At 72.1% G+C, this 26,517-nt stretch carries 26 protein-coding genes; 17 read left to right on the forward strand and 9 right to left on the reverse strand.

Annotated elements, in window-relative coordinates; translation table 11 throughout:
• Positions 1-201 precede the first annotated feature (201 nt).
• The 8 genes from IF61_RS0114370 (at position 202) to IF61_RS0114405 (ending at position 9,179) form a co-directional block, all read left to right on the forward strand.
• Positions 202-951 (forward strand): YcnI family copper-binding membrane protein, encoded by a 750-nt coding sequence (locus IF61_RS0114370; RefSeq protein WP_030366758.1) that lies wholly within the window; start codon positions 202-204, stop codon positions 949-951.
• A gap of 134 nt (positions 952-1,085) precedes the next feature.
• Positions 1,086-1,739: an SCO family protein gene (locus IF61_RS0114375; RefSeq protein ID WP_030366759.1), complete on the forward strand. Its 654-nt coding sequence runs from the start codon at positions 1,086-1,088 to the stop codon at positions 1,737-1,739.
• Positions 1,739-2,215, forward strand: a complete 477-nt coding sequence (locus tag IF61_RS0114380; protein WP_030366760.1) for a copper chaperone PCu(A)C — start codon at positions 1,739-1,741, stop codon at positions 2,213-2,215. Before IF61_RS0114375 ends, IF61_RS0114380 begins: the two co-directional genes overlap by 1 nt.
• Before the next feature lie 28 nt (positions 2,216-2,243).
• A complete protein-coding gene (locus IF61_RS0114385; protein ID WP_030366761.1) occupies positions 2,244-4,160 on the forward strand; it encodes a copper resistance protein CopC in 1,917 nt (638 codons plus the stop codon).
• Entirely contained in the window at positions 4,160-5,449 is a 1,290-nt protein-coding gene (efeB, locus tag IF61_RS0114390; RefSeq protein WP_078660209.1) for an iron uptake transporter deferrochelatase/peroxidase subunit, read from the forward strand. Before IF61_RS0114385 ends, efeB begins: the two co-directional genes overlap by 1 nt.
• Positions 5,450-5,510: 61 nt before the next feature.
• A complete protein-coding gene (gene pheA, locus IF61_RS0114395; RefSeq protein WP_030366763.1) occupies positions 5,511-6,446 on the forward strand; it encodes a prephenate dehydratase in 936 nt (311 codons plus the stop codon).
• Positions 6,447-7,089: 643 nt separating this feature from the next.
• Positions 7,090-8,367, forward strand: a complete 1,278-nt coding sequence (gene serS / locus IF61_RS0114400; protein ID WP_078660210.1) for a serine--tRNA ligase — start codon at positions 7,090-7,092, stop codon at positions 8,365-8,367.
• Entirely contained in the window at positions 8,364-9,179 is an 816-nt protein-coding gene (locus tag IF61_RS0114405) for an HAD family hydrolase (protein ID WP_030366765.1), read from the forward strand. The genes serS and IF61_RS0114405 overlap by 4 nt, the downstream gene beginning before the upstream one ends.
• Here IF61_RS0114405 and IF61_RS0114410 read toward each other — a convergent pair.
• A complete protein-coding gene (locus tag IF61_RS0114410; RefSeq protein ID WP_397945283.1) occupies positions 9,121-9,942 on the reverse strand; it encodes a rhomboid-like protein in 822 nt (273 codons plus the stop codon). The two genes, IF61_RS0114405 and IF61_RS0114410, sit on opposite strands and share 59 nt — an antisense overlap.
• 107 nt (positions 9,943-10,049) lie before the next feature.
• On the opposite strand from IF61_RS0114410, the gene IF61_RS0114415 reads away from it, so the two are divergent.
• From IF61_RS0114415 to IF61_RS0114425, 3 genes are all read left to right on the forward strand, one after another.
• Complete coding sequence (locus IF61_RS0114415) at positions 10,050-10,760, forward strand: FadR/GntR family transcriptional regulator (protein WP_030366767.1); 711 nt, start codon at positions 10,050-10,052, stop codon at positions 10,758-10,760.
• 50 nt (positions 10,761-10,810) lie between these two features.
• On the forward strand, positions 10,811-12,109 hold the full coding sequence (locus tag IF61_RS0114420; RefSeq protein WP_052392691.1) for a CynX/NimT family MFS transporter: 1,299 nt from the start codon (positions 10,811-10,813) through the stop codon (positions 12,107-12,109).
• A gap of 62 nt (positions 12,110-12,171) precedes the next feature.
• Entirely contained in the window at positions 12,172-13,119 is a 948-nt protein-coding gene (locus IF61_RS0114425) for an aminoglycoside phosphotransferase family protein (protein WP_030366769.1), read from the forward strand.
• Between the two features lie 94 nt (positions 13,120-13,213).
• Here the strand turns inward: IF61_RS0114425 and IF61_RS0114430 are convergent, their stop codons facing one another.
• Genes IF61_RS0114430 through IF61_RS0114445 form a run of 4 tightly spaced genes read right to left on the reverse strand, consistent with a single transcriptional unit; the run spans position 13,214 to position 16,744 of the window.
• Positions 13,214-13,933, reverse strand: a complete 720-nt coding sequence (locus IF61_RS0114430) for an ABC transporter permease subunit (RefSeq protein WP_030366770.1) — start codon at positions 13,931-13,933, stop codon at positions 13,214-13,216.
• A 15-nt stretch (positions 13,934-13,948) separates the two neighbouring features.
• Positions 13,949-14,860 carry an ABC transporter ATP-binding protein gene (locus IF61_RS0114435; RefSeq protein WP_030366771.1) on the reverse strand — a complete coding sequence of 304 codons (912 nt, stop codon included), beginning with the start codon at positions 14,858-14,860 and terminating at the stop codon, positions 13,949-13,951.
• Complete coding sequence (locus IF61_RS0114440; protein ID WP_030366772.1) at positions 14,857-15,756, reverse strand: ABC transporter permease subunit; 900 nt, start codon at positions 15,754-15,756, stop codon at positions 14,857-14,859. The genes IF61_RS0114435 and IF61_RS0114440 overlap by 4 nt, the downstream gene beginning before the upstream one ends.
• Positions 15,746-16,744: an ABC transporter ATP-binding protein gene (locus tag IF61_RS0114445; RefSeq protein WP_030366773.1), complete on the reverse strand. Its 999-nt coding sequence runs from the start codon at positions 16,742-16,744 to the stop codon at positions 15,746-15,748. Before IF61_RS0114445 ends, IF61_RS0114440 begins: the two co-directional genes overlap by 11 nt.
• 234 nt (positions 16,745-16,978) lie before the next feature.
• Here IF61_RS0114445 and IF61_RS0114450 point away from each other — a divergent pair, with 234 nt between their 5' ends.
• The 4 genes from IF61_RS0114450 to IF61_RS0114465 all read left to right on the forward strand — a co-directional run bounded on the left by IF61_RS0114450 (position 16,979) and on the right by IF61_RS0114465 (position 21,628).
• Positions 16,979-17,842 carry a M24 family metallopeptidase gene (locus IF61_RS0114450; RefSeq protein ID WP_030366774.1) on the forward strand — a complete coding sequence of 288 codons (864 nt, stop codon included), beginning with the start codon at positions 16,979-16,981 and terminating at the stop codon, positions 17,840-17,842.
• A complete protein-coding gene (locus IF61_RS0114455) occupies positions 17,839-19,623 on the forward strand; it encodes an SDR family oxidoreductase (RefSeq protein WP_030366775.1) in 1,785 nt (594 codons plus the stop codon). The genes IF61_RS0114450 and IF61_RS0114455 overlap by 4 nt, the downstream gene beginning before the upstream one ends.
• 22 nt (positions 19,624-19,645) lie before the next feature.
• Positions 19,646-20,560: a metal-dependent hydrolase gene (locus tag IF61_RS0114460; RefSeq protein WP_030366776.1), complete on the forward strand. Its 915-nt coding sequence runs from the start codon at positions 19,646-19,648 to the stop codon at positions 20,558-20,560.
• 93 nt (positions 20,561-20,653) lie between these two features.
• Positions 20,654-21,628: a MerR family transcriptional regulator gene (locus IF61_RS0114465; RefSeq protein ID WP_052392728.1), complete on the forward strand. Its 975-nt coding sequence runs from the start codon at positions 20,654-20,656 to the stop codon at positions 21,626-21,628.
• Positions 21,629-21,638: 10 nt separating this feature from the next.
• On the opposite strand, the gene IF61_RS0114470 is transcribed toward IF61_RS0114465, so the two are convergent.
• Positions 21,639-23,003, reverse strand: coding sequence for a carotenoid oxygenase family protein (locus tag IF61_RS0114470; protein ID WP_030366778.1), 1,365 nt, complete (start codon positions 23,001-23,003; stop codon positions 21,639-21,641).
• Positions 23,004-23,122: 119 nt separating this feature from the next.
• Positions 23,123-23,680, reverse strand: a complete 558-nt coding sequence (locus IF61_RS0114475; protein ID WP_030366779.1) for a hypothetical protein — start codon at positions 23,678-23,680, stop codon at positions 23,123-23,125.
• 113 nt (positions 23,681-23,793) lie between these two features.
• On the opposite strand from IF61_RS0114475, the gene IF61_RS0114480 reads away from it, so the two are divergent.
• The gene (locus IF61_RS0114480) at positions 23,794-24,318 is read left to right on the forward strand and encodes a PadR family transcriptional regulator (protein ID WP_030366780.1); all 525 of its coding nucleotides are present in this window, start codon (positions 23,794-23,796) and stop codon (positions 24,316-24,318) included.
• Positions 24,318-24,860, forward strand: coding sequence for an RNA 2'-phosphotransferase (locus IF61_RS0114485; protein WP_030366781.1), 543 nt, complete (start codon positions 24,318-24,320; stop codon positions 24,858-24,860). The genes IF61_RS0114480 and IF61_RS0114485 overlap by 1 nt, the downstream gene beginning before the upstream one ends.
• A gap of 79 nt (positions 24,861-24,939) precedes the next feature.
• Here IF61_RS0114485 and pspAB read toward each other — a convergent pair whose 3' ends face one another.
• Both pspAB and htpX read right to left on the reverse strand, forming a co-directional pair.
• Positions 24,940-25,524 (reverse strand): PspA-associated protein PspAB, encoded by a 585-nt coding sequence (gene pspAB, locus IF61_RS0114490; protein WP_030366782.1) that lies wholly within the window; start codon positions 25,522-25,524, stop codon positions 24,940-24,942.
• Positions 25,525-25,577: 53 nt separating this feature from the next.
• On the reverse strand, positions 25,578-26,489 hold the full coding sequence (gene htpX, locus IF61_RS0114495; protein ID WP_030366783.1) for a zinc metalloprotease HtpX: 912 nt from the start codon (positions 26,487-26,489) through the stop codon (positions 25,578-25,580).
• Positions 26,490-26,517: the final 28 nt, after the last annotated feature.

The raw sequence follows: 26,517 nt of genomic DNA on the forward strand, positions 1-26,517 counted from the left end.
GGCGTCCCCGACGTTCCCTTCCCCCCGGCCGATGAGCGCCCCGGTTCCCCGAGCGCGCTCGCGTACGGCTGCGCCTGCCTGCGTTCCGGCAGACCGGGCAGGGAGACATCCCGGGCAGGAGGGCGGTCGCACCGTCGTCGTCACTACCGCACGCGTGCCACCCCTCCCCTCTTGATCCCCTCCTGCCCCTGGAGTGTCCCCGTGAACGCCAAGTCCGCTCGCCTGCGCCGCCTCCCCGTCATCGGCGCCGTCGCCGCCGGCGCCGTCCTGCTGCTCGCCGGCCCCGCCTCCGCGCACGTCGGCGTGCAGCCCGGCACCGCCGAGAAGGGCGGCTACAGCACCATCGCCTTCAAGGTGCCGAACGAGAAGGACAACGCCTCGACCGTGAAGCTCGAGGTCACCCTCGACCCCAAGCACCCGCTCGCCTCGGTCATGCCCCAGCCGGTCCCCGGCTGGGAGGTGAAGGTCGAGAAGGCCAAGCTGGACAAGCCGCTGCAGATGCACGGCAAGACCATCGACGAGGCCGTCAGCAAGATCACCTGGACCGGCGGCAAGATCGAGCCGGGCCAGTTCCAGCAGTTCCCGCTGTCCGTCGGCAAGCTGCCCGACGATGCCGACGAGCTGGTCTTCAAGGCGCTCCAGACGTACTCCGACGACGACGTCGTCCGCTGGATCGACCCGTCCAAGCCGGGCGGCGCCGAGGCCGAGCACCCGGCTCCCACGCTGAAGCTCGTCGCCAAGGGCGCCTCCGCAGGCAAGGGCGGCGACGACCACGACGGCAAGACCGGCGGCAAGAGCGCCGACGGCAAGGCCGAGAACGCGTCCGCCACGTCGGACGAGGGTGACGGCGGCAGCGACACCACCGCCCGCGTCCTCGGCGTCGTCGGCATCGTCGTCGGCGCGGCGGGCGTGGCCTTCGGCCTGATCGCCGGTCGCCGCCGCTCGGCCTGACGCACGGCCACCCGGCGCACGGCCGCCTGACGTACGGCCGCCCTACGTACGGACCGGCCGGGGCGCGGGCCCGCCTCCGGGCGAGGCCCGCACCCCGCCCCGCACCACCGACCCACCCCCTGGAGAAGAGCTCCATGCGCACCAGAATCCTGGGCGCGGCCCTGGCCACGGCCGCCGCTCTCACGCTGACCGCCTGCGGCGGCGGCTCGGACGACGGCGGCGACAAGCCCGTCGCCGACGTCTCCGCCACGCCCAAGAAGGCCGCGATCACCCTGGACAGTCCGAAGGCCAAGCCGGACCTGGTCCTCACCGACACGAACGAGAAGAAGTACGAGCTGGTCAACGAGACCAAGGGGCGGCCGCTCCTGCTCTACTTCGGCTACACCTACTGCCCCGACGTCTGCTCCACCGTCGTCGCCGACATCGCCGCGGCCGAGAAGAGCCTGCCGAAGGAGGACCGGGAGAAGCTCCAGGTCGTCTTCGTCACCACCGACCCGGAGCGCGACACGCCCAAGCGGATGCGCGAGTGGCTGGACGCCCAGGGCGGCCAGGACATAGTCGGGCTCACCGGCGACTTCGACACCATCCAGGCGGCGGCGAAGGGCATCGGCATCTTCGTGGAGAAGCCGAAGAAGGAGAAGGACGGCTCCATCACCGTCAGCCACGGGGCCGAGGTCGTCGGCTTCTCGCCGAAGGACGACGGCGGCCACTGGATATACACGACCGAAACCACCAAGGACCAGTACTCCAAGGATCTCCCGAAGATCATCAAGGGGGAGAACCCGTAATGCGCAAGACCACCGCCGCCACCGCCGCCGCCCTGCCGCTCGTCCTCGCCGGAGGGCTCCTGCTGCTCACCGGCTGCCAGTCCGAGAAGGACGCCCTGGCCTCGGACAAGCCCGAGCTGTCCGTCAGCGGCGCCTACCTGCCGCAGCCCGCGATGACCGACATGGCCGCGGCCTACCTCACCGTCACCAACGACGGCGGCAAGGCCGACCGGCTCACCAAGGTCACCAGCCCGCTCTCCGGCGACATCACCATGCACACCACCGAGGGCTCGCAGATGAAGCACGCGACCTCGCTCGACGTGCCGGCCAAGGGCGAGCTGAAGCTCACCCGCGGCGGCACGCACCTGATGCTCGGCAAGCTCGGCCACAAGCCGGACGTCGGCGAGAAGATCGAGTTCACGCTGCACTTCGCCACCGCCGGGCCGGTCAAGGTCCAGGTGCCCGTGGAGTCCACGACGTTCCGTCCCAAGGACTGACGAAGGACTGACGAAGGACTGACGTGCGATGAAGACCCTGACCGCCGGGCGGCTGCTGCCGGTCCTCGGCACGCTGCTCGCCGCGCTGCTGTGCGCGCTCGGGCCCGGCGCGGGCAGCGCCTCGGCACACGCCGCGCTGACCTCGACCGACCCGGCCTCCGGCTCCGTGGTGCCGACCGCGCCCCGGCAGGTGAAGCTCACCTTCTCCGAAGGCGTCCTGCTGAGCGCGGACTCGGTGCGGGTCCTCGATCCGCAGGGCAAGCGCGTCGACGAGGGCAGGCCCGCCCACGTCGACGGCAAGTCCGGCACGGCCGCCGTCGGGCTCGCCGGCGGGATCGCCGACGGCACTTACACGGTGGCCTGGCAGGCCGTCTCCGCGGACAGCCACCCGGTGGCCGGGGCCTTCACCTTCTCCATAGGCGCGCCGTCGAAGACGGCGGCCAAAGTGACGACCGCCAAGGCTGACCCGGTCGTCGACGCGCTCTACACCACCGGCCGGTACGCGGCTTATGCCGGCTACCTCCTGCTCGTCGGCGGCTGCGTCTTCGCGGGCGCGTGCCGCTCCTGCCGGCCCGTGCAGCGGATCGCGGTCGGCGGCTGGATCACCCTCTTCGCCGCGACGTCGGTGCTCCTGCTGCTGCGCGGCCCCTACACCAGTAGCAAGGGCATCGGCTCGTCCTTCGACCTCACCCTCCTCGGTGACGTGCTGGCCACCAAACCGGGCGCGGCACTGCTGTCGCGCCTGCTGCTGCTGAGTGCCGCGGCGGTGTTCCTGGCCGTGCTGTTCGGTTCGTACGCCCGCGAGGACGGCGACCGCACCCGCATGGAGCGCCGCGACGTCGCCTACGGGCTCGCGATCGGCGGCACCGTCGTCGCCGTCGGGCTCGCGGCGACCTGGGCGATGGCCGAGCACGCCTCGGCGGGCCTCCAGCCGTGGCTCGCCATGCCGGTCGACGTCCTGCACCTGCTGGGCGTCGCGGTGTGGCTCGGCGGCCTCGCCGCGCTGCTCGCCGCGCTGTGGTCGGGAGAGCCCGTACGCCGCGCGGAGGCGCAGCGCTTCTCCCGGCTCGCCTTCGCCTCGGTGTGCGTCCTGGTGGCAACGGGCCTCTACCAGTCCTGGCGCCAGGTCGGCTCGTGGGACGCGCTCACCGGTACGGAGTACGGCCGCTGGCTCCTCCTCAAGGTCGCGCTCGTGGCGGGCATGGTCGGCCTCGCCTCCTTCTCGCGGCGCTGGACGGGCCGTCTCACCGACGGCCATCCGGTACCGAAGAAGCAGGTCCCGGCGGTCAGGACGGTTCAGGCGGCCACGGGAGCGGCCAAGGCGGCGAGGCCGTCCCGCAAGGACAAGGACGCCTCCCCCGAGCGGGCCGCCCAGCTCGCACGCCAGCGCGAGGCCCTGGAGAAGGCCGCCGGGCGCCGGCAGCGCGACGCCGACGAGGGCCGCAGCGGACTGCGCCGCGCCGTCCTGGCCGAGGCCGGGGTCGCCGTTGTCCTGCTCGCCGTCACCACCCTGCTCACCGGCACCCAGCCGGGCCGGGCCGAGACCGAACAGCGCCAATCGGCGGCATCCGGCGGAGCCCGCGCCACGGCTCCGGCCGCCTCGGGCCCGGCCGAGACCCGGATCCCGTACGACACGGGTGGCACGAACGGGCGAGGCACGGCCCTCATACGTATCGACCCGGCCCGCTCGGGCAACAACTCCATCGACGTCTCCGTGACCGATCCGGCCGGCAAGGCCGTGGACGTACCGGAGCTGGAGGTGTCCTTCACCGAGAAGCAGAAGAACATCGGCCCGCTGCGCACGGCCCTCAAGCGCACGTCCGCCGGCCGCTGGCAGGCCAGCGGCTTCCAGCTGCCCATGGCCGGCACGTGGCAGCTCACCCTGACCGTACGGACCTCCGACATCGACCAGATCACGGAGATCAGGAACGTGAAGATCAACTGATGGCTGAACGATCCCAGGATTCCCAGGACAGACAGCAGGACGCGGAGCAGCCTACGAAGGCGGTCGGCGTCAGCCGCCGCCGGCTGCTCGGCACGGCCGGCGCCGCGGGCGCGGCCGGGCTCGTCGCGGGCGGCGCGGCCGGGGCCTTCGCCGCCGAGACCGTCCGCAAGGACCCGGCACCGCTGGACGGCGTCGGCTCCGCGAGCAGACCCTTCCACGGCGCGCACCAGTCCGGGATCGCCGATCCCGCGCAGGCGTGCGGTCACTTCGTCGCGTTCGACCTCGCGCCCGGGGCCGACCGCAAGGCCGCCGCCGCGCTGCTGCGCCGGTGGTCGGACACGGCGGCCGACCTCACGGCCGGGAAAGCACCCAAGGGGGACGACTCCGGGGTGGCGCTCGACGCGGGTCCCTCCTCGCTGACCGTCACCTTCGGCTTCGGCCGGACGTTCTTCGACCGGACGGACCTCACCGCCAAGCGGCCCGCCGCGCTGGAGCCGCTGCCCGACTTCACCTCCGACGCGCTCGACTCCAAGCGCAGCAACGGCGACCTGTGGGTGCAGATCGGCGCCGACGACGCCCTCGTCGCCTTCCACGCGCTGCGGCTGCTCCAGCAGCAAGCCGGGAGCACCGCACGGCTGCGCTGGCAGATGAACGGCTTCAACCGGACGCCGGGCGCCACCGCCCAGCCGATGACCGGCCGGAACCTGATGGGCCAGATCGACGGCACGAACAACCCCAAGCCGTCGGAAGCGGGCTTCCCGGCCAAGATCTACGTGCCGCAGGACCACAGCGGCGCGGACGAGTGGATGGCGGGCGGCTCGTACGCGGTGGTCCGGCGCATCCGCATGCTGCTCGACACCTGGGACCACCTCTCCCTGGAGCGCCAGGAGAAGGTGATCGGGCGCCGCAAGTCGGACGGGGCTCCGCTGTCCGGCGGCACGGAGACGACCCGGCCGGACCTCAACAAGGTCCAGCCGGACGGATCGCTGGCGATCGCCGGCGATGCGCACATCCGCGTCGCGTCGCCGGCGTCGAACCGTGGCGCGTCGATGCTGCGGCGGGCGTTCTCCTACCATGACGGCTTCCTCGACGACGGGGCTCCGGACGCGGGTCTGCTGTTCGTCGCCTGGCAGGCGGACCCGATGAAGGGGTTCGTGCCGGTGCAACGGAAGCTGGACCGCGGGGACGGCCTCTCCCGCTTCCTGCGGCACGAGGCGAGCGGCCTCTTCGCGGTGCCGGGCGGCTGCGCGCCGGGCGAATACGTGGGGCAGCGGCTGCTGGAGGGCTGACGGCCCGGCCCCGGACGCTCGGTATCGTGGCGAGACACCGGACGATCGAGGAGCCAGCGTGATGTCGGCCAGCCGCTACACCTATCTCGGCCCCGAGGGCACGTTCACCGAGGCCGCCCTGCGGACGCTGCCGGAGGCGGCGACGCGGGAGCTGGTGCCGATGGTGTCCGTGCCCGCGGCGCTGGACGCCGTGCGCAGCGGCGAGGCGGCGGCCGCCCTCGTGCCGATCGAGAACTCGGTGGAGGGCGGTGTCACCGCCACCCTCGACCAGCTCACGACGGGCTCCCCGCTGATGATCTATCGCGAGGTGCTGCTGCAGATCACGTTCGCGCTGCTCGTGCGGCCGGGGACGCGGCTGTCGGACATCAAGACCGTGACCGGCCACCCCGTGGCGCAGCCGCAGGTGCGCAAGTGGCTCGCCGCACACCTGCCGGACGCGCTGTGGGAGTCGGCGGCCTCGAACGCGGACGGCGCGCGCCTGGTGCAGGAGGGGCGCTTCGACGCGGCCTTCGCGGGGGAGTTCGCGGCGGCGACGTACGGTCTGGAGCCGCTGGTCACCGACATCCACGACGCGCAGAACGCGCAGACCCGCTTCGTGCTGGTGGGCCGCCCGGCCCGGCCGGCGGCGCGGACGGGCGCGGACAAGACGTCGGTCGTGGTGTGGTTGCGCGAGGACCACCCGGGCGCCCTGCTGGAGCTGCTGCAGGAGTTCGCGACGCGGGGGGTGAACCTGATGCTCATCCAGTCGCGGCCGACGGGCGAGGGCATCGGCAATTACTGCTTCGCGATCGACGCGGAGGGGCACATTGCCGACCGGCGCGTCGGCGAGGCGCTGATGGGCCTGCACCGGATCTGCCCGCAGGTGCGGTTCCTCGGCTCCTATCCCCGCGCGGACGCGACTCCGGCGGAGGTGGGTCCCACGCGCTACGGCACCTCGGACGAAGAGTTCGTCACGGCGGCGGACTGGCTGGCGCGCTGCCAGGACGGGCGCGCCTGAGGCGATCGGGGCTTCGTTGTCCACGCGTCGACGGTAGCCGTCGGCGCCGACATCCCCAGAGTTATCCACAGGGGGTTCTCGACCTGGGGATAAGTCGACAGAGCGAGACGGGGCGGCGGCTCCGTGAATCGGTCAAGGTCGACAAATCGCTCTAGCCACAGGGGCGTCATCCACAGCACCTAGGTCCACCCGATCGGGCTGCACCCTCACCATTCGTCAGCGGAATGTCTGCGAATAACCCTTTGGGGCGAGGCGATACCACCCGAATGAGTGGCCGAGCGAGGTTTGACCAAGGAATACACGGCGCGGAACAGAAGCGGACGGAACGTTCGATTCCGGCGTCCACAGATTTCACGCACAGCCTGTGGACAAAGAAAGCGGAGGGATACCCTCCTGTGGACAAGAAGTGCGCCAACTCCGGCCGCCCGCAAGCCGATCAGCGGCCGGCGGCGCCGCTATGACCACTTTTCAGCAAAAGCGCACCCATTCTCATCGCCACGCCCCCAGGAACGCTTTCCGGTGCTTCACGATCACCCGGGCTGCTGATTATGCACAGCCTTTTCTGATCGCCCAAAATAGGGCAAATCACCACCAAGAGGAATATGCCGTCGAGTGATCGCGTGCGCAACGGTAGCCTGGAGGGGTGATTGACCTTCGCCTGCTTCGTGAGGACCCCGACCGTGTGCGCGCCTCCCAGCGCGCCCGTGGAGAGGACGTCGACGTCGTCGACGCACTTCTCTCCGCCGACGAACGGCGCAGGTCGTCCAGCGTCCGCTTCGATGAACTCCGCTCCGAGCAGAAGGCGCTCGGCAAGCTCATCCCGAAGGCCTCCGGCGACGAGAAGGCCGCGCTGCTGAAGAAGGCCGGCGAGCTGTCCGCCGCCGTGAAGGCCGCCGACGCCGAGCAGGACGAGGCCGCCGCCGAGGCGCAGCGCCTGCTGCTGCAGATCGGCAATCTGGTCCACCCCGACGTGCCGCGCGGCGGCGAGGACGACTTCGTCGTCCTGGACACCGTCGGCACCCCGCGCGACTTCGCCGCCGAGGGCTTCGAGCCCAAGGACCACCTGGAGCTCGGCCAGCTGCTCGGCGCGATCGACGTCGAGCGCGGCGCCAAGGTCTCCGGCTCGCGCTTCTACTACCTGACGGGTGTCGGCGCGCTGCTGGAGCTCGCGCTCGTCAACGCCGCCATCGCCCAGGCCACGGCCGCCGGCTTCACCCCGATGCTGACGCCCGCGCTGGTCAAGCCGCGCGCCATGGAGGGCACGGGCTTCCTCGGCCAGGCCGCCCAGGACGTCTACCACCTGGAGAAGGACGACTTCTATCTGGTGGGCACGTCCGAGGTGCCGCTCGCGGCGTACCACATGGACGAGATCCTCGACGCCGACCAGCTGCCGCTGCGCTACGCCGGCTTCTCGCCGTGCTTCCGCCGCGAGGCCGGCACGTACGGCAAGGACACCCGCGGCATCTTCCGCGTCCACCAGTTCGACAAGGTCGAGATGTTCTCGTACGTCGCGCCGGAGGACGCCGAGGCCGAGCACGCGCGTCTGCTGGAGTGGGAGAAGCAGTGGCTGAACAGCCTGGAGCTGCCCTACCAGGTGATCGACGTCGCCACGGGTGACCTGGGCGCCTCCGCCTCCCGCAAGTTCGACTGCGAGGCGTGGATCCCCACCCAGGGCAAGTACCGCGAGCTCACCTCGACCTCCAACTGCGACGAGTTCCAGTCGCGCCGGCTGTCCGTCCGGCTGCGCGACGGCAAGACCGTCAAGCCGCTGGCGACGCTCAACGGCACGCTGTGCGCGGTGCCGCGCACGATCGTGGCGCTGCTGGAGAACCACCAGCAGGCCGACGGCTCGGTGCGCGTGCCCGAGGTGCTCCGTCCGTACCTGGGCGGGCGCGAGGTGCTGGAGCCGGTCGCCAAGTGAACCCCGCTGCGGCCGTCCTGCCGTACCGTCTCGTCGCGACCGACCTCGACGGCACCCTGCTGCGCTCCGACGAGAGCGTCTCGGAGCGCACCCGGGCCGCCCTGAAGCTGGCCACGCAGGCGGGTGCCGCGCACATCGTCGTGACCGGGCGGGCCGTCCCGTGGACGCGGCACATCCTGCAGGAGCTGGACTACCAGGGCCTGGCGGTGTGCGCCCAGGGCGCGCAGGTCTACCACGCGGGTGAGCACCGGCTGCTGACGTCGGTGACGCTGGACCGGCGGATCGCCGGGCTGGCCGTCGCCAAGATCGAGGCCGAGACCGGCCCGCTGCACCTCGCCGCGGGCCGCGACGGCCTCGACGGCGAGGTGCTGGTCACCCCGGGCTACCGCGTCCAGGAGGGCCCGCTCCCGGCCGTCGTGACCCACGACCGGGACGAGCTCCTGGCCGAGCCCCTCAACAAGCTCTACCTGCAGCACCCCGGGCTCGGCGACGACGCCCTGGCCGCAGCCGCCCGCGCGGCCGCGGGCGACCTGGTCGGGGTGACGATGGCGGGCGAGGGCGTCGTGGAGCTGCTGCCGCTGGGCCTGAGCAAGGCCACCGGGCTGTCCCTGGCCGCGCGCCGGCTCGGGATGAAGGCCGCCGAGACGATCGCCTTCGGCGACATGCCCAACGACATACCGATGTTCGGCTGGGCGGCGCACGGCGTGGCGATGGCCAACGCCCACCAAGAGCTGCGGGCCGTCGCCGACGAGGTCACCGGTTCGAACGAGGACGACGGGATCGCCGCGGTCCTGGAGCGTCTGTACGGCTGAGACCGCTCCGGCCCGCCCGGCCGGAGCCGCGTCCGACGACAACTGCCGCCCGCCGCAGGGCTCCGGGAACGCTCCCGAAGTCCCACGGCGGGCGGCCGTGCGTGAACTGCCGGCAGCCCAGCCCGATCGCCGCGGCAATCGCGTGCCCCACGTCGGTGAAGGTGCCTCCCGTGACCAGCGGGACGGCGAAGAACAGCACCACACCGGCGAGGTAGACCCACCGACACGGCCGCGGCATCCGGTACGTGAGGATCCCGGCGGCCGCCGCGAGCCCGTACGAGACGCCAATGTCGACCACTCTCTTCATCGACCGCGGCAGTGAGTGGTCCTCTATGGACAGCAGCACGATCTCCTGGCTGATGAGAGTGGCCGCGATGTGCGCGAAGCCCACGGTGAACAGCCAGCGGGCGGTGCCGATCCAGCGCTCGACGTTCGCGTGCAGCAGCTGGAAGAGCGCCGCGTAGAGCAGGAACGACGAGGGGTTCTCGATCCAGAAGCCGCTGATCAGGAGCGACTGCAGCGGGTGCTTGGTGAGCTGGTGGATGTTGCTGCTGTTGCGGTGCAGCAGGAACGTCTCCAGGTCCTGGCTGGCCGCGGCGATCACGAGGCTGGTGATGCCGATGACGAGCAGCCAGATGTGCGTCCCGGGCGAGGAGGCGATCCAGGAGCGCACCCCGGACCGCGCGAGGGACGCGGCCCGGACGGCGGCGGCCGGCCACCGGCCGGGCGCACCGGAGCCGCGGCGCTCGTCCCGTCCACGCACCCCTCGACGGTAGCCGCCCGGTCCCGGGGCCGCCCTCGGAAACGAGTTGTAGGATGACTGGGCAATCGGGTGAATCATGCGCGGCCTAGGCCGGGACCGGAGGACGAATGGCACTGCGGGCAGCGGGACGGCAGTCCCTCGTGGACACCGTCGTGGAACAGTTGCGCGCCCAGGTCGCGGCCGGCGAGTGGAAGATCGGCAGCCGCATCCCGACCGAGCACGCACTCGCCGAACAGCTCCAGGTCGGCCGCAACACGGTCCGCGAAGCCGTCCGCGTCCTCGTGCACGCCGGAATGCTGCGCTCGCGGCAGGGCGAGGGCACTTTCGTGGTCTCCATGGCCGACCCGGCCGAGATCATGCGCGGCGTGCAGCGCGCGGGAGTGCGCGACGTGCTGGAGCTGCGCATCGCGCTGGAGGCCGAGGCCGCGCGGCTCGCGGCCCTGCGCCACGAGCCCGCCGACCTCGCCCGGATGAAGGCCGCCCTGGACGCCCAGACCGCGTTCGAGGACCCCGAGGGCCAGCCCGACTCCGGAAACCTGGAGCTCTACGCCGATCACGACGTCGAGTTCCACCGCGCGGTCGTGGAGGCCGCGCACAACAGCGCGCTGACCGCGACCTACGCCTGGTTCAGCAGCTCCGTCCGCGAGGCGCTGGTCACCGCGCTCGGCGACCGCGACATGCCGCGCATCATCCACGGCGACCACCACGCCCTCATGGACGCCATCGCCTCCGGCGATCCCGAGGCCGCCTCGCGGGCCGCCAGGGCCCTCCTGGAGCGCCCGAAAGAGGCCGTGGAGAGCCTCCTCGCCGAGAGCTGACCTCCGCTTCACCCCTTAAGCCCCGTCGCACGTCCCTGGAAAGGCACCCCATGTCGGAAACGAGGCCGGACACACTCGACCCCCTGATACCGGGCACACGCGGCCCCCTGATCGACGCGGAAGAGGACCTCGCTCCCGCGCCGGCCGTGGCCGCCGCCCGCCGCACCCTGCGCGCCCACCCGGCGCTCCTCATGACGGGCATCGTCCTCGCCTCGCTCAACATGCGGGCCGCCCTCGCCGGAGTCTCGCCCCTGATGGGCGAGATCGGTGACCACTTCCACCTGGCGGCGGCAGCGAGCAGCCTGGTCACCACCATCCCGCTGATCTTCATGGGCCTGGGCTCGATCGTCGCGCCGAAGCTCGCCCGCCGCTGGGGCACGGAGGCCGTCCTGTGCGGCGCCCTCCTGCTGCTGTGCGGCGGCATCCTGCTGCGCGTCGCGCCCCCGGTCGTGGCCCTGTTCGCCGGCTGCGCGCTCGTCGGCACGGCCATCGCCCTGCTCAACGTCCTGATGCCCGGCCTCGTGAAGCGGGACTTCCCGGACCGTGCCGCGAGCATGACCGCGCTGTACTCGACGACGCTGATCCTCGGCGCCACCGGTTCGGCCGCCCTGTCCGTGCCGCTGGAGGACGCCCTGGGCGGCTGGCGGGGCTCCCTGGCCTCCTGGGCCCTGCTCGCCGCCGTGGCGGCCGTCGTCTGGGTCCCGCAGGCCGTCATCGCGCGCCGCGGCACCCGGCACGGCCGGGCCGCCGCCACCTCCGTGCAGCAGGCGCAGAGCGGGCCGAAGCTGACCCGGTCGCCCATCGCCTGGCAGGTCACGCTGCTGATGGGCACCCAGTCGCTGGTCGCGTACGTGTGCATCGCCTGGATGCCGACCGTTTTCACCGACCACGGCATGAGCAAGAGCGAGGCCGGCATGGTCTACGCCTTCTACACGCTGGTGCAGATGGCCGGTTCGTTCGTGGTGCCCATGGTCGCCGGGCGGCTGCGCGACCAGCGGGCGCTCGGCGCCGGCGTCGTCGTCCTCATGGCCGCCGGTGTGACCGGTCTGCTCACCGCCCCCGTGGAGGGCGCATGGGTCTGGGCGACGCTGATGGGCGTGGCGCAGGGCGGTCTGCTGGGCCTCGCCCTGACACTGATGGTGCTGCGCACGTGGGACGCCCACACGGCGTCCCGGCTGTCGGGCATGGCGCAGACGTGGGGCTATCTGCTGGCCTCCGTCGGCCCGTTCGCGATCGGTGCGGTCCACCAGGCGACGGACAGCTGGACGCTTCCGATCGCCCTGCTGCTCGTCGCCTGTGCGGCGCTGCTGCTTCTCGCGATGGGCGCCGGGCGCGATCGGAAGATCTGAGACGTTGGGTGGGCAGGAGGCCCTCCGGGGCCTCCCCACCCGTCGTGAGGAGACCGCTGCCCATGCACGCCGCTCACCGCATCGCCATTCCGGCCGAACTCGTCGGCTTCCACGAGAACTACGACGGGGAGGAGGGCCGCTCCTGGATCGCCGCGCTGCCGGAGTTGGCCGGCCGGTTCCTCGACCGCTGGGGCCTGCGGCTCGACGGGCCCGCCTCGCACGGCATGGTCGCGCTCGTCCTGCCCGTGCTGCGCGAGGACGGCACCCCGGCGGCGCTCAAGCTCCAGCCCGTCACCGACGAGAGCGTCGGTGAGCCGGCGGCGCTGCGGGCCTGGGGCGGCGACGGGGCGGTCGCGCTCCTCGACCACGACGAGGCGACCGGCACGATGCTGCTGGAGCGGTTGGACGCAAACCGTTCACTCTTGTCCATACGCGATGCCGAGGCGTCGCTGCAGACGCTCTCCGAGCTGCTGGCCCGGCTGCTGACGGCTCCCGTGCCCGCGGGGCTGCGGTCCCTCGCGGACGTCGCGGGGGCCATGCTCAAGGACGTGCCCGCGGCCCTGCCGGAGCTGCGGGACGCCTCGGAGCGCCGGCTGGTCGAGACGTGCGCCGCGGCCGTACGGGAAGTCATCGACGAGCCCGGTCACCAGCTGCTGCACTGGGACCTCCACTACGACAACGTCCTCGCTCCCGTGCCGGGCTCCGCCCGCGAGCCGTGGCTCGCCATCGACCCCAAGCCGCTGGTGGGCGACGCCGGTTTCGAACTACTGCCCGCGCTGCACGACCGGTGGGACGACATCACCGCGACCGGGGACGTGGAACGGGCCGTGCTGCGCCGCTTCGACCTCATGACCGAGGTGCTGGGCCTGGACCGGCAGCGGGCGGCCCGCTGGACGCTGGGCAGGGTGCTGCAGAACGCCCTGTGGGACGTCGAGGACGGCGAGGACGCGCTCGCGCCCGAGCAAGTGGAGATCGCCCGGGCGCTGCAGCGGTGTGTCATACGGGGATGAGACCCACGGAGTGGGCCTCACGGAACGAGCCTCGCGGGGTTCAACGAGCCTCGCGGGGTTCACGGAATGAGGTTCACTCCTCCCCGATTGAGGCTCACTCCTCCCCGGCGAGCGTGAGAGAGCGCAGCTTCCGGCCCGCGAACCACGTCGCTGCCACCGTCACACCGGCGAGCAGGACGAGGGCCAGCGGCAGTCCCACCTCCGAGGAGACGGCGCCCTCCGCGCCGATGCGCTGGGCGAGGGCGAGCGACCACTGCTGGACGCTCAGGGTGCGCGCGCCGGGGACGAGGCTGCCGAAGAGCGACTCCCACACCAGGGCGTAGACCAGGCCCGCCACGACGGCGTGCCGGGTGACCGTGCCCAGCAGCAGGAACACCGCGCTGTAGGCGACGGAGGCGACGGCCGCCGCGGCGGCGTAGGCGACCGCGATCTGCTGGCTGTTGCCGTTGAGGATGAAGCCCGCGACGAGCGTCGGGACGGCCGAGAAGGCGACGGTGACGGCGATCGCGACGATCAGCTTGGTGAAGATGATCGTGGGTCGTTTGACCGGCTTGGAGAGGAGGTAGACGACCGAGCCGTCGTCGATCTCCGGGCCGATCGCGCCGGTGCCGGCGACGACGCCGATCAGCGGGACCATGGTGGCCAGTGCGAAGCCGCCCAGGACGCTGCTCGCGGTGCCGTCGTCCGCGCCGACGAGCACGCGGACGGCGACCGAGACGGCGAGCAGCAGGGCGGGCAGCCCGAAGAGGATGAAGGCGCGGCGGCGGCCCAGGAGGCCCCGGTAGGTGAGCCGTGCGACGGTGGCGTTGTACATGGCGCTGGGCTCCTTTCAGGCCGCGACGAGGTAGGAGAAGACCGATTCCAGGGACTCGTCCGAGGGCGAGACCGTGAGGAGCCGGATGCCGTGCTCCCGGGCGACCCGGGGCAGCAGGGCGGTGAAGCGGCCGAAGTCGACGGCCTGGATGCGCAGGGCGCCTTCCTGGACGTCCACTTCGATGCCCGCCGTCGACGGGTCGGCGATGAGGGCGGCGGCCAGGGCGCGGTCGTCGCTGGAGCGGACCAGGTAGCGGTGCGGGCGGTCCGTCATCAGCCGGCGGATCTTGCGGAAGTCTCCGGAGGCGGCGTGCCGGCCCGCGACGACGACCTCGATGTGGGTGGCGAGCTGCTCGACCTCCTCCAGGATGTGCGAGGAGAAGAGCACGGTGCGGCCCTCGGCGCCCATCCTGCGGAGCAGGTCCATCAGCTGCATGCGCTGGCGCGGGTCCATGCCGTTGAAGGGCTCGTCGAGGAGGAGCACGGAGGGCTCGTGGACGAGCGCGGAGGCCATCTTCACGCGCTGCCGCATGCCCTTGCTGTACGTGCTGATCGCACGGTCCTGCGCGTACTCCATCTCGACGGTGGCGAGCGCCCGCTGCGCCTCGGCCGCGCCCAGCCCGTGCAGTTCGGCGTTGGCGCGGACGAACTCCAGTCCGGTGAGGAAGTCGTACATCGCCTCCCGCTCGGGGACGATGCCGATGTGGCGGTAGATCTGCTCGTTGCGCCAGATGGCGGCGCCGTCGAGGGTGACGGTGCCGGTCGAGGGGGCGAGGAAGCCGCCCATCATGTTGATGAGGGTGGACTTCCCCGCGCCGTTGGGGCCGAGGAGGCCGGTGACGCCCGGGCCGACGGTCATGGAGACGTCGTTGACGGCGACGACGTTGCCGAACCAGCGGGAGACCTTGTCAATGCGGATCGTTGTCACAGCCCGGCCTTTCGGTAGCGGCGCATCAGCAGCCCGTACGAGCCGGCGATCACGGCGAGGAGCACGAGCAGGTAGACGACGCCCGCCGCAGTGCTGGGGCCGTGGCCGTCGGGGAACGCGGAGCTCGCGGAGAAGAACGCCGTCTGCACGCCGTCGATGAGGGTGATGGGCGAGAAGAGGCCCATCCAGCCGATCGCGTCGATGCTGTCGCGCTGCACGGCGATGCTCTGGATGGTGCTCACCACGCCGTAGGAGATGGTCAGCACGGCGATGACCGCGGCGACGCCGAAGCCGCGGCGCGGGGTGAGCGCCGCGACCACCAGGCCGATGCCGGCGAAGAGCAGGGACAGCAGTGCCACGGAGACCAGTCCTTGTGCGAACCCCTTCGTCTGGTCGGCGAAGTCGAGCTTCGCGAGCAGGGCGCCGACGTACAGGATCAGCAGGGGCGTTGCGGTGAGGATGAACAGGGCGGAGAACATCGCGGCGAACTTCGCCGTCACATAGTCGACCCGCTCGATGGGGCGTGAGAAGTACAGGGGCACGGTCCTGAAGCGCAGGTCGCGCGAGACGGACTGCGGAGCCTGTGCCGCGAGGAAGAGGCCGATGACGACCTGCATGATGATCGCGTAACGCGTGTACTCCACCGGCAGCTTGCTGAGCTTGGTGGCGACCGCGACGGCCACCATGATGGCGGCGGGCAGGCACATCACGCCGAACAGGATCATCGGCAGCACCTTGGACTTCGCCGACCGGCCGAGGCCGTACGCGCCGCGCAGGCTCTGCGAGAAGAGCGAGCGGCGGGCGTAGGAGCGGCCGAGGCGGGCGCCGGAGTAGTTGCGGTAGCCGATGTTGTGGATGACGTCCTGCGCGGGCGCGGAGACGGTCTCAGGCGGCATGGGCGCTGCCCCTTTCTGCGCTCTGGAAGACCTCCGCGATGCGGTGGCGGCGCTGCTCCATGCGGACGAGGCCGAGGCCGAGGCCGGCGACCGCGTCGCGCACGGTGTCGTAGGTGTCGTCGCCGGTGACGTCGACGAGGAGGACGTGGCCGGAGCCGGCCGCGGCGAACTCCGCGGCGCGGCCGGCGGGCTGGACGGTGAGGCCGGCCGCGGTGAGCGCGGCGGCGAGGGCCGCCGTGCCGTCCGGGTGGGCGTCGGAGTCGGTGACCTCGACCGCGAGGGAGGCCGTGGCCTGGGTGAAGTCGCTGGTGGAGGAGGAGCGCAGCAGCTTGCCGCCGTCGATGACGACGACGTGGTCGCAGGTGCGCTCCAGCTCGCCGAGCAGGTGTGACGTGACCAGCACCGAGATGCCGAAGTCGGTGTGGATGCGGCGGATCAGGCCGAGCATCTCGTCGCGGCCGACGGGGTCGAGGCCGTTGGTGGGCTCGTCCAGCAGGACGAGCTTCGGGTCGTGGACGAGGGCCTGGGCCAGCTTGACCCGCTGCTTCATGCCCGTCGAGTAGCCGCCCATGGGGCGGTACCGCTCCTCGTAGAGGCCGACGTGCCGCAGCGTGTCGGCGGTGCGCTCACGGGCGGCGGTGACGGGCAGGCCGGACATCCGCGCCATGTGGACGACGAACTCGGTGGCCGACACGTCGGGCGGCAGGCAGTCGTGCTCGGGCATGTAGCCGACGCGCTCGCGAATGGCGGCGCCTTCGGTCGCGACGTCGAGGCCGAGCACGGTGGCCCGGCCCTCGGTGGCGGGGGACAGCCCGAGCAGGATCTTGATCAGCGTGGACTTGCCGGCTCCGTTGGCGCCCACCAGGCCGGTCACGCCCGGCGTGATGTCGACGGACAGCCGGTCAAGAGCGGTCACCCGGGGGAACCGCTTGCTGAGGCTTTCGGTAGCGATCACAGTCACACCTTCGACGGTAGTGGCGCGTGCCACAGCAGGCGTCAGACCGGATGACTGCTTCCGTGTACTCCTCAGGTCTGACGTTCCCGTAGGGGAACCGGCCCGGGGGGAGGGCCCGGGCCGGGGCGGCCGGGGCGAGTGCGCGAGGAGAAGAAGGTTTTCCACAGGCGGTGCACGACCCTTGACGCAGCCGCCGGGCATTGTCACATTCATCAGTGTCAAGTTACGGACGCGTACCGGAGCGGCACACGGGACGGACGAATGGCCATGACCTCAGCAGTGCCCCGGGGATCGACGCCCCGGGAGACGAACAGCGAGTTGCAGGGCTTCAGGGAGGTCCAGCGCCTGGCGTACGACTGCGCGGAGGCCGTCGCCGCCCAGCTCGGACCCGGCGTCACCGAGCGCGAGGCGGCCCGGATGCAGCGGGAGTGGCTGCGCGGCCGCGGCGTGCGGGACTGGTTCCACCTGCCGTTCGCCTGGTTCGGGGACCGTACGGCCTTCGCGGGCTTCCGGGTGCCCCTGCAGTTCTTCCCCACCGACCGGCCGCTGGAGCCGGGGATGCCCTTCATCCTCGACATGGCGCCGGTCCACCGCGGCTTCACGGCCGACATCGGCTATTCCGGCTGCCTCGGCCCGAACCCGCTGCACGACCGCCTTCTCGCCGACCTCGGCGAGCACCGGGAGCTGGTCCTGCGCGAGGTCCGCGAGCGCCGCTCCCTGCGCGAGATATACGAGGACGTGGACCGGCTCATGGTCCGCCAGGGCTACGCGAACCGCCACCGCGCCTATCCCTTCGGCGTGATCGCGCACAAGGTGGGCCGGGTCCGCGAGCGCCGCTGGTCGCCGCATGTCTTCGGATTCGGCACCCGGGCGCTCAGGGGGCTCGCCTCCGACGCCCTCCACGGGCACCGCGAGGGCTGGTCGCCGCTGTGGAGCCCGTACCGGTTCTCCGACCACCCGCCCCGGCCGGGCCTGTGGGCGGTCGAGCCCCACCTCGGATTCCGGGGCACGGGCGCGAAGTTCGAGGAGCTCCTCGTGGTCACCGACTCCCGGGACCCGGAGGAGAGCGCGTTCTGGCTGGACGACGATCTGCCGCATGTGCGGCGCAGGCAGGAGGAGAGGGCCGCATGAGCGAGCACACCGGAAACGGCTCCGGGCCGGAGGGCGCGCGCGAGCGCCGGATCCGCACGGGCGGGATCGAGTTGTGCGTGGCCGAGCTGGGCGACGCCTCCCTGCCCACCGTGGTGCTGGTGCACGGCTACCCGGACAGCAAGGAGGTCTGGTCGGAGGTCGCGGAGCGGCTGAGCGACCGCTTCCACGTGGTGCTGTACGACGTGCGCGGCTGCGGCCGGTCCACGGCGCCCAAGCCGCTGCGGGGCGGCTTCACCCTGGAGAAGCTCACCGACGACTTCCTGGCCGTCGCCGATGCCGTGAGCCCGGACGCCCCGGTGCACCTGGTCGGGCACGACTGGGGGTCGGTGCAGGCGTGGGAGTTCGCCACCGTCGCGCGCACCGAGGGGCGCATCGCCTCCTTCACATCGATCTCCGGCCCCTCCCTCGACCACCTCGCGCTGTGGTTCCGCAAGCGGGCCGCCCGCCCCACGCCACGGCGGATGGCCCAGCTGCTGGGCCAGGGCGCCCGGTCCTGGTACGTGTACCTGCTGCACACGCCCGGGCTGCCGGAGGCGGCCTGGCGCGGCCCGCTGGGCAGGCAGTGGCCCAAGATGCTCGCGCGGGCCGAGAAGCTGCCGGTCTCCGGCTATCCGACGGCGTCCCTGCCGGCCGACGCCGCCCACGGCGCCTGGCTCTACCGCGACAACATCCTCGCCCGGCTGCGCCGGCCGCGCACCGACGCCTACGCCCACGTGCCCGTCCAGCTCATCACCCCGACCGGGGACGCCTATCTCTCCGAGCGGCTGTACGACGACCTGGAGCAGTGGGCCCCCGGCCTGGTGCGGCGCAACCTCGCCGCCAAGCACTGGGTGCCGCGCACCCGGCCCGATCAGGTCGCGGCGTGGATCGCCGAGTTCGCGACGGCCCAGCAGGAAGGGGCGAGGCCGCGCGAGAGCGCGCCCGCCAAACCGTACGCGCGCTGGTTCGCCGGCCGGCTGGTGCTGGTCACGGGCGCGGCCAGCGGCATCGGCCGGGCCACGGCGTTCGCCTTCGCGGAGGCGGGCGCCCGGGTCGTCGCCGTGGACCGCGACCCGGAGGGAGCGGCCCGCACGGCCGACATGGCCCGGCTCATCGGCGCCCCCGAGGCCTGGGGCGAGTGCACGGACGTCTCGGACGAGCAGGCGATGGAGAAGCTGGCCGCCAAGGTCGCCGCCGAGCACGGCGTGGTGGACGTGCTGGTCAACAACGCCGGCATCGGCGTCGCCGGGTCCTTCATGGACACCACCGCGGAGGACTGGCGCAAGACCCTCGACGTCAATCTGTGGGGCGTGATCCACGGCTGCCGCCTCTTCGGCAAGCAGATGGCCGAGCGCGGCCAGGGCGGCCACATCGTCAACACCGCCTCCGCCGCCGCCTTCCAGCCCTCCAGAGGCCTCCCGGCCTACAGCACCTCCAAGGCGGCGGTGCTGATGCTCAGCGAGTGCCTGCGCGCCGAGCTGGCCGGACAGGGGATCGGCGTCTCCGCGATCTGCCCCGGCATCGTCAACACCCCCATCACCGGGGCCACGCACTTCGCCGGGGCCTCCGAGGAGGAGCAGCGGCGGCGGCGCACCAAGGCCGGCCGGGCCTACGGCCGGCGGAACTACCCGCCGGAGAAGGTCGCCGAGGCGGTCCTGCGGGCCGTGGTGCGCAACCAGGCGGTCGTGCCCGTCACTCCCGAGGCCCACGGCCTCCGCTTCATGTCCCGCTTCGCACCGTGGGCGCAGCGCGCCCTCGCCAGGATCGAGCCGCCGCTCTAGCGGTGGCGGAGGAGAAGCAGAAATGACCGACGGCCACCGGGGCGGGCACGCGATAGCCCCCCGCCGCGTCTCCTTCGACTGGGACGCGACACCCCTGCACTGGATACCGGACGAGCCCACCGCCACCCACGTCATCAACGTCCTGCACCTGCTGCTGCCCGCCGGGGAGCGGTGGTTCGTCAAGGTGTTCAAGGAGGCCCTGCCACTGGTGCAGGACCCCGTGCTGCTCAAGGACGTCAAGGGGTTCATGGGACAGGAGGCCACGCACAGCGTGCAGCACGCCTACGTGCTCGGCCACCTCGCCGCACAGGACCTGGACACCACCCCGTACACCCGCCACGTCGACTACCTCTTCGACGTCCTGCTCGGTGAGCGGCCGCCGTTCGGCCTGCCGGTGACGGCGCAGGAATGGCTGCGCTTCCGCCTCTCGCTGATCGCCGCCATCGAGCAGTTCACGGCCGTCCTGGGCAACTGGGTGCTGGAGGCGGAGGGCCTGGACCGGGCCGCCCCCGACCCGGTGATGCTGGACCTGCTGCGCTGGCACGGCGCCGAGGAGGTCGAACACCGCTCCGTCGCCTTCGACATGTACGAGCACTGCGGCGGCGAGGACCCCGGGCGCTACGCCCGTCGCTTCCTCGGCATGGCCATCACGGCGCCCGTGCTGTTCCACCTCTGGGGCCGGGGCTCGCGCTTCCTGATACGCAACGACCCGCGGCTCGCGAGACGGATGCGCTACTCGCTGCGCGAGCACAACCGGGCCGTGGCCAAGGGCCTGCTGCCGAGCTGGCGCGAGCTGGGCGCAGCCGTCCCGCGCTACCTCCGGCGGTCGTACCATCCCTCGAAGGAGGGATCGCTGCGCAGGGCCGTCGACTATCTGGCGGCCTCACCCGCGGCACGGACCGCGGCGGGCGCGATAGGCCGCGCGGCCCTTTCGTAAGGAGCGACGCACTTGTCCGAGCAGCCCGGTCATCCCGGTCACCCAGGTCGGCACGGCGAGGACGGCCGGCCCGGCCGCGACCGCGAGTACCGCATCGAGGCCCTCGCCCACCACAGCGGCGCCACGGTCCGCACGATCCGCGCCTACCAGGACCGGGGACTGCTCCCCAAGCCGGAGCGGCGCGGGCGCGCCAATGTCTACCGGGACACCCATCTGGAGCGCCTGCACCAGATCGCCGGGCTCCTCGACCGCGGCTACACCCTCGCGAGCATCAAGGAGCTCCTGGACGCCTGGGACACCGGCCGCGGCCTGGGCGGCGTCCTCGGGCTGGTCGCCGAGGTGGCTGGGCCGTGGTCGGACGAGGAGGCGGGCCGGATCTCCCGCGCGGAGCTCGGCGAGCGCTTCGGTGGCGCCCAGGACGACGACGCCGTCGAGGAAGCGGTGAAACTCGGCGTCCTCGTGCGCGTGCCGGACGCGCCCGAGGAGTTCCTCGTGCCGAGCCCGCAGGAACTGGCCGTCGCCGCGGAGCTCCACGCCGCCGGGGTACCCCTGCTCGCCATCACCGGCCACCTGCGCGAACTGCGCACGAAGGTCGAGCACATAGCGGGCCGGTTCCTGGACTTCACCACCGAATACGTCTTCCGGCAGTACCTCGACCACCCGCCGACCGAGGAGGAGGCCGCCGAGGCCGCCTCGCTGGTGCGCAGGCTGCGGCCGCTGGCCCAGCAGGCCATCGACGTCGAACTCGCCCGCGCCATGCGCACGATGGCCACCCGCCACCTCCGCCGGCACCTGGACGCCGATGCCGCCGAAGCCGAAGTCAAAGCCGTCGAAGCTGCCGATGCCGCCCGCGCCGTGGCCGCGGAGGAGGCCGTCCCGGCGGCCGCCCCCGACCGCTCCCTCCCCGGATTCGTCCGGCTCCCCGACCGGACCTTCCGGGCCGTGGAAGCGCTCGTCGGGCCGGAGAACGTCGCCGCCTTCGTCGCCGCCGCGGCGGAGCGCGAGGTGCAGGCCCGCACCATGGACGCGCTGGTCATCGAGCCCGGGGCCGGAGAGACACCCGGATAGCCCTGTCCGCTCAGCGGTCCGCGAGCCAGTTGCCGTGGAAGCCGTAGGGCACCCGCTGCGGCAGATGGACGGTGGCGACCGGCTCCGCGGCGAGGTCGTCGGCGTCGAGTATGACGAGGTCACTGCGATCGGTGGCGGCGTCATGGACGTAGGTCAGCAGCCATCCGGGGCCGCCGGGCCGGTCGTCGGCGGAGGCGAACGCCGCCTCGGCCGGGGTTCGCCCCGGCCCGAAGTCGTGGCGGGCGACCGACCCCGTCCACAGGTCGTAGCGGAGCAGGCCGCCGCGGTCGAGGGGCCTGCCGGGCAGTGAGGTGGTGGTGACGTGGCCGTACCGGGCGGCGAGCCCGGCGAGCCGGTCGTCCACCCGGGGGAACTCGCAGGGCTGATCGTCCAGCTGTTCCTCGGCCACCGTCCCGGCCGTCAGGTCGAGGGTCCAGCGCCAGAGGGTGGCGTGGGCGCGGCTCCGGCCGCCCTCGCTGCCGTAGTGCGGATAGCGGGCCACGTACAGGACGATGCGCTCGCCGCCGGCGTACCGCTCGTCGTGGGCGTTGAGGGAGTGGAAGACGTAGCAGGGGTCGATGGTGAACCAGCGCACCTCGCCGTGGGGGTCGTCGCGCCGCAGCACGCCCAGCCGGGCGCCGTAGCCGGGGTCCCACGCGTACGGCATGCCGCCGCCGGCCGCTCCGGCGCGGTCGAGGTCGAGGTCGAGGTCGAAGACGACGGGCAGGTCCATGAAGACGACGTGGGAGCGGGTGAGGTGGAAGTCGTGCATCATCGTGTGCCCGGGCACCTCGACGGGCCGGCTGACCGCCAACTCGCCGCTCGCATCGGCCCGGTGGTAGGTCAGATAGGGCGCGGAGAGCCCTCCGTAGCCAAAGAAGTGCAGCTCTCCGGTTTCCGGGCAGGTCTTGGGGTGGGCGGTCATCGGCGTGGTGAGCCGGCCGCCGAAGTCGTACGGGCCGACGGTCTCCAGCTCGCGCCCGGGCCGGGCGTCCAGCTCGTACGGGTAGGAGGACTCGACCAGGGCGAGGGTGCGGCCCGCGTGCCGCACGACGTGGGTGTTGGCGGCCCCGGCGGTCAGGTCACGTCTGCCGCGCTCGTCGTAGATGCGGGCGCCGTCGGTGAAGGTGGAGGTGCGCACCCAGCGGTTGCGGTAGGAGGTGGCCCGGCCGCCTTCGAGGCGCACTCCGTGGATCATGCCGTCCCCGAAGAACCAGTGGCTGGAGGCGGCGTCCTGCGGGTTGGGGCCGTTGCGCAGATACCAGCCGGTGAGCTCCGGCGGGATCGCTCCGGTGACCGGGAGGTCGTACGCAGTGAGCTCTTCCGTCACGGGGGCGAAGTTGCCGGCGAGGTGGGCGGGCGGGGCCGTCGTCATGGCGCGGGATCTCCTCTGCGGTGGCTGTGGCTGACTGCGGTGGCTGTAATTGCGACTGCGATGGGATGGATGCCGTGAAGTCTGCGGAAGCGGTGAAGCGGTGAAGGCGGCGGAGGGCTTTACCGCGCTGCCTGCACGAAGCGGGCGCGGACGCGCTCGGGGTAGCGGGCGGTGAAGACGGCGGGCAGGACGAAGCCCGCGACCTGGACCGGAACGGACACTCCGCTGCCGAGGCCCTGGGCGCTCACCAGGGCCAGCACGGCAGCGGTCACGGTGAAGGAGGCCGCCCAGACGGAAGTGATCATGACGTTGATGCGGCGGAAGACCGGGGTGTCCCATATCGCCGGAGGCGCCTGCCGCTTGGCGATGCCGGTCGTGAACGGGCGGCCGACGGCCAGCGTGGCCCAGGCGGTGAGCGCGAGCCAGCCCAGGGACATGGCCCCGCCGTAGTACCGCAGCTCGCTGTGCGGAAGGGCGAAGGCCAGGGCCGCGAGCGCGACGAAGTAACAGACCGTGCTGCACTCCAGGATCAGCGACTCGCCTGCGACCCCGGCCTTGTAGTCCTTGACCAGCAGGCCGACGCCGGCGACCAACCCGGCCACCGCGGCCCACTGCCAGCCGGCGGAGGAGACGACCGCGAAGACGATCCAGGGAATGAAGCCGCGCACGTAGTTCATCGAAAGGTCTCCTCGGACGAGTGCCGGCAGCCCCGCCGACATTCCAACTCTGACATGTCAAAAGTAGAACGTCGACAGCCGACATGTCAACAGTGGAATGTAGGGTGGGGTGCATGAGCCTGAGACACGCGATGCTGGGCCTGCTGGCCGACCGGCCGGCCAGCGGCTACGACCTGATGAAACGGTTCGAGACCTCGCTCAGCAATGTCTGGCCGGCGACGCAGAGCCAGGTCTACGGCGAGCTGGGCAAGCTCACGAAGGCCGGGCTGCTGGAGGTCGCGGCGCAGGGCCCGCGCGGCCGCAAGGAGTACGCGATCACCGACGAGGGCCGCGCCGAGCTGCGCCGATGGCTCACCGAGGCCGGGCCCGACCCGGTGCGCCGCAGCGAGGTCCTGCTGCGGGTCTTCTTCCTCAACCACCTCACACCCGTGGAAGCCACGGCCTACCTCATGGGCGAGGCCGAGCGCGCCGCGGGACAGCACAGGGCGCTGGAGGAAGTGGAGCGGAACGTGGACTGGGGCGACGACCCGCTGTCCGTGAACGGCCGGCTGGCCCTCGAGTACGGGATGCGCTTCATGGCCATGCGCGAGGAATGGGCCCGCTGGGCCGTCGAGGAGCTCGGGAAGGCCCGCCGGTGATGGACGTCCAGCGCGCGACCCGCATCTCGAAGCACCTGGCCAGGCACCTGCGGCACGATCCAGGCCGGATCGGCATCACCCTGGACGCCCAGGGCTGGACGGCCGTCGGCGCCCTGCTGGAGGCGAGTGCCGCGCATGGCCTCCCCTTCAGCCGGACCGAGCTGGAGGAGGTCGTCGCCTCGAACGACAAGCAGCGCTACACGCTCGACGGCGATCGCATCCGGGCCAACCAGGGCCATTCCGTGCCGGTCGACCTCGGCCTGCCGGTCGCCGAGCCGCCCGCGGTGCTCTTCCACGGCACGGTGTCGCGCTCCGTCGCGGCCATCCGGGCCGAGGGCCTGCGCCCCATGACCCGGCACGCCGTCCACCTGTCCCCCGACCGCGAGACGGCGATGCGCGTGGGCGCTCGTCGCGGCAAGCCGGTGGTGCTGACCGTGGACGCGTACGGGATGCACCAGGCGGGCTACGTCTTCCGCATGAGCGAGAACGGGGTGTGGCTCGTGGAGCGCGTTCCGGCCGAGTTCCTGCGGTTCCCCGGCTGAGCCCGCCGGATCCGCTCCCGGGCCGGGCCCGTCGTGGTGGCCGGCCCGGCACCCCCGGTGCGGGCGTGCCCCGCGCTGCTCACAGGCCGGGCGCACCCCACACCGGGAACCAGCGGGCCAGGTCCTCCTCGATCCGCAGGTCGTCCGCCAGCAGCGCCCGCACCTGCAGTTCCAGCCCGTTGTCCCGCTTGTCCCCCGTGCCCGCCACGGGCGCGAAGGGGTAGAAGGTGCCGCGCTTGTAGAGGTAGACCAGCGCCAGGGAGCACCCGTCCGCACCCCGGAAGCCCATCAGGGAGCAGAGCAGCTGCGGCCCGAAACCGCCCTCCTGGAGCAGGGTGTTGACCGCGTGCAGGTCGTTGACCAATGCGGCGGTGTCCTCGGGCGGCTGCCGAGCGAGCAGCCACGTGTAGCCGTACGCGTCCCGGCTGAACTCGACGGGCTCCCCGCCGCGCTCCGTGTCCGCGTCCAGCAGCGCCCGCACGTCTTGCTGGAGCTGTGTGAAGGCCCCGCCCTCCACGCTTGCGAAGCAGACCGACCCCAGCCCGGTCGGGGTGAGGCCGGCGCCCGCCTGAAGGGTGACCGCGGCGGACGGCAGGGCGAAGAGCTGGTCGAGGTCCGGGCGGACCGGCTTACTGCGGCCGAGGATGGCGTCCAGGAAACCCACGGGCACGCGCTCCTTCCGGGCGGTGGGGCGATCGGTGGACCGGCAGAGAGCCGTCAGGGGCGGCCGAGCTGGGCCGAGATCCGGCCGAGCTGCTCCAGCCGCTGTTCCAGCGTCGGGTGGGAGGACAGCAGGCGGCTGAAGCTTTCCTTGGAGAACGCGGGCGCGAAGTAGAAGGCGTTGAACGGCTCGGCCTGCCGGAGGTCGCGGGTGGGGATCCGCGCCATCTCGCCGGTGACCTTGGTCAGGGCGGCGGCCAGCGCGGACGGCCGGCCGGTCAGCAGGGCTCCCGCGCGGTCGGCGGACAGTTCCCGGTAGCGCGACAACAGGCGGGTGAGCAGGAAGCTGATGGCGTAGACGACAGCGCTGATCAGCGGGATCAGCACGACCAGAACGGCCGTGTTGCTGTCGCGCCCGCCCACGCGGCGGAAGCCGCCCCACAGGCCGACGCGCGTGATGATCCCGGCCAGCACGCCCAGGAAGGAGGCGATGGTCATGACGGCGACGTCGCGGTGGGCGACATGGGAGAGCTCGTGGGCGAGCACGCCCTCCAGTTCCTCGGGCTCCAGCCTGCGCAGCAGCCCCGTGGTCGCGCACACCAGGGAATTCTTCCGGTTGCGCCCGGTGGCGAAGGCGTTCGGCACGTCGCTGTCGGCGATCGCCACGCGCGGCTTGGGCATGTCCGCGAGCGCGCACAAGCGGTCGACGGCGCCGTGCAGCTCGGGCGCCTGCTCGGGCGTGACTTCGCGCGCCCCCATGCTGAAGGCGGCGATCCGGTCGCTGAACCAGAACTGCGCGACGAACATGCCTCCCGCGAAGAGCAGGATGAGCGGCCAGGCGCCGCGCAGCAACGCCAGCAGCACCCCCACGAAGACCACGTAGAGCAGCCCGATGAAGAACATCGTGCTCACCATGCGGGTGGTCAGCCCCCGGTCTGGGGCGAATCGGGTGCTCTTCGAGGAGTGCATGGGAAAACCTCCCGGGCCGGCTCTCCGG

The organism is Streptomyces roseoverticillatus (assembly GCF_000719265.1).
Classification (GTDB): Bacteria; Actinomycetota; Actinomycetes; order Streptomycetales; family Streptomycetaceae; genus Streptomyces; species Streptomyces roseoverticillatus.

What these genes read in the sequence shown, in the direction of transcription:
- IF61_RS0114385 (WP_030366761.1), top strand. Translation starts at nt 2,244, where the DNA reads ATGAAGACCCTGACCGCCGGGCGGCTGCTGCCGGTCCTCGGCACGCTG.
- IF61_RS0114415 (WP_030366767.1), top strand. Translation starts at nt 10,050, where the DNA reads ATGGCACTGCGGGCAGCGGGACGGCAGTCCCTCGTGGACACCGTCGTG.
- IF61_RS0114425 (WP_030366769.1), top strand. Translation starts at nt 12,172, where the DNA reads ATGCACGCCGCTCACCGCATCGCCATTCCGGCCGAACTCGTCGGCTTC.
- IF61_RS0114430 (WP_030366770.1), bottom strand. Translation starts at nt 13,933, where the DNA reads ATGTACAACGCCACCGTCGCACGGCTCACCTACCGGGGCCTCCTGGGC.
- IF61_RS0114375 (WP_030366759.1), top strand. Translation starts at nt 1,086, where the DNA reads ATGCGCACCAGAATCCTGGGCGCGGCCCTGGCCACGGCCGCCGCTCTC.
- efeB (WP_078660209.1), top strand. Translation starts at nt 4,160, where the DNA reads ATGGCTGAACGATCCCAGGATTCCCAGGACAGACAGCAGGACGCGGAG.
- IF61_RS0114440 (WP_030366772.1), bottom strand. Translation starts at nt 15,756, where the DNA reads ATGCCGCCTGAGACCGTCTCCGCGCCCGCGCAGGACGTCATCCACAAC.
- IF61_RS0114455 (WP_030366775.1), top strand. Translation starts at nt 17,839, where the DNA reads ATGAGCGAGCACACCGGAAACGGCTCCGGGCCGGAGGGCGCGCGCGAG.
- pheA (WP_030366763.1), top strand. Translation starts at nt 5,511, where the DNA reads ATGTCGGCCAGCCGCTACACCTATCTCGGCCCCGAGGGCACGTTCACC.
- IF61_RS0114380 (WP_030366760.1), top strand. Translation starts at nt 1,739, where the DNA reads ATGCGCAAGACCACCGCCGCCACCGCCGCCGCCCTGCCGCTCGTCCTC.
- IF61_RS0114485 (WP_030366781.1), top strand. Translation starts at nt 24,318, where the DNA reads ATGGACGTCCAGCGCGCGACCCGCATCTCGAAGCACCTGGCCAGGCAC.
- htpX (WP_030366783.1), bottom strand. Translation starts at nt 26,489, where the DNA reads ATGCACTCCTCGAAGAGCACCCGATTCGCCCCAGACCGGGGGCTGACC.
- IF61_RS0114460 (WP_030366776.1), top strand. Translation starts at nt 19,646, where the DNA reads ATGACCGACGGCCACCGGGGCGGGCACGCGATAGCCCCCCGCCGCGTC.
- IF61_RS0114475 (WP_030366779.1), bottom strand. Translation starts at nt 23,680, where the DNA reads ATGAACTACGTGCGCGGCTTCATTCCCTGGATCGTCTTCGCGGTCGTC.
- IF61_RS0114480 (WP_030366780.1), top strand. Translation starts at nt 23,794, where the DNA reads ATGAGCCTGAGACACGCGATGCTGGGCCTGCTGGCCGACCGGCCGGCC.
- IF61_RS0114420 (WP_052392691.1), top strand. Translation starts at nt 10,811, where the DNA reads ATGTCGGAAACGAGGCCGGACACACTCGACCCCCTGATACCGGGCACA.
- IF61_RS0114450 (WP_030366774.1), top strand. Translation starts at nt 16,979, where the DNA reads ATGACCTCAGCAGTGCCCCGGGGATCGACGCCCCGGGAGACGAACAGC.
- IF61_RS0114470 (WP_030366778.1), bottom strand. Translation starts at nt 23,003, where the DNA reads ATGACGACGGCCCCGCCCGCCCACCTCGCCGGCAACTTCGCCCCCGTG.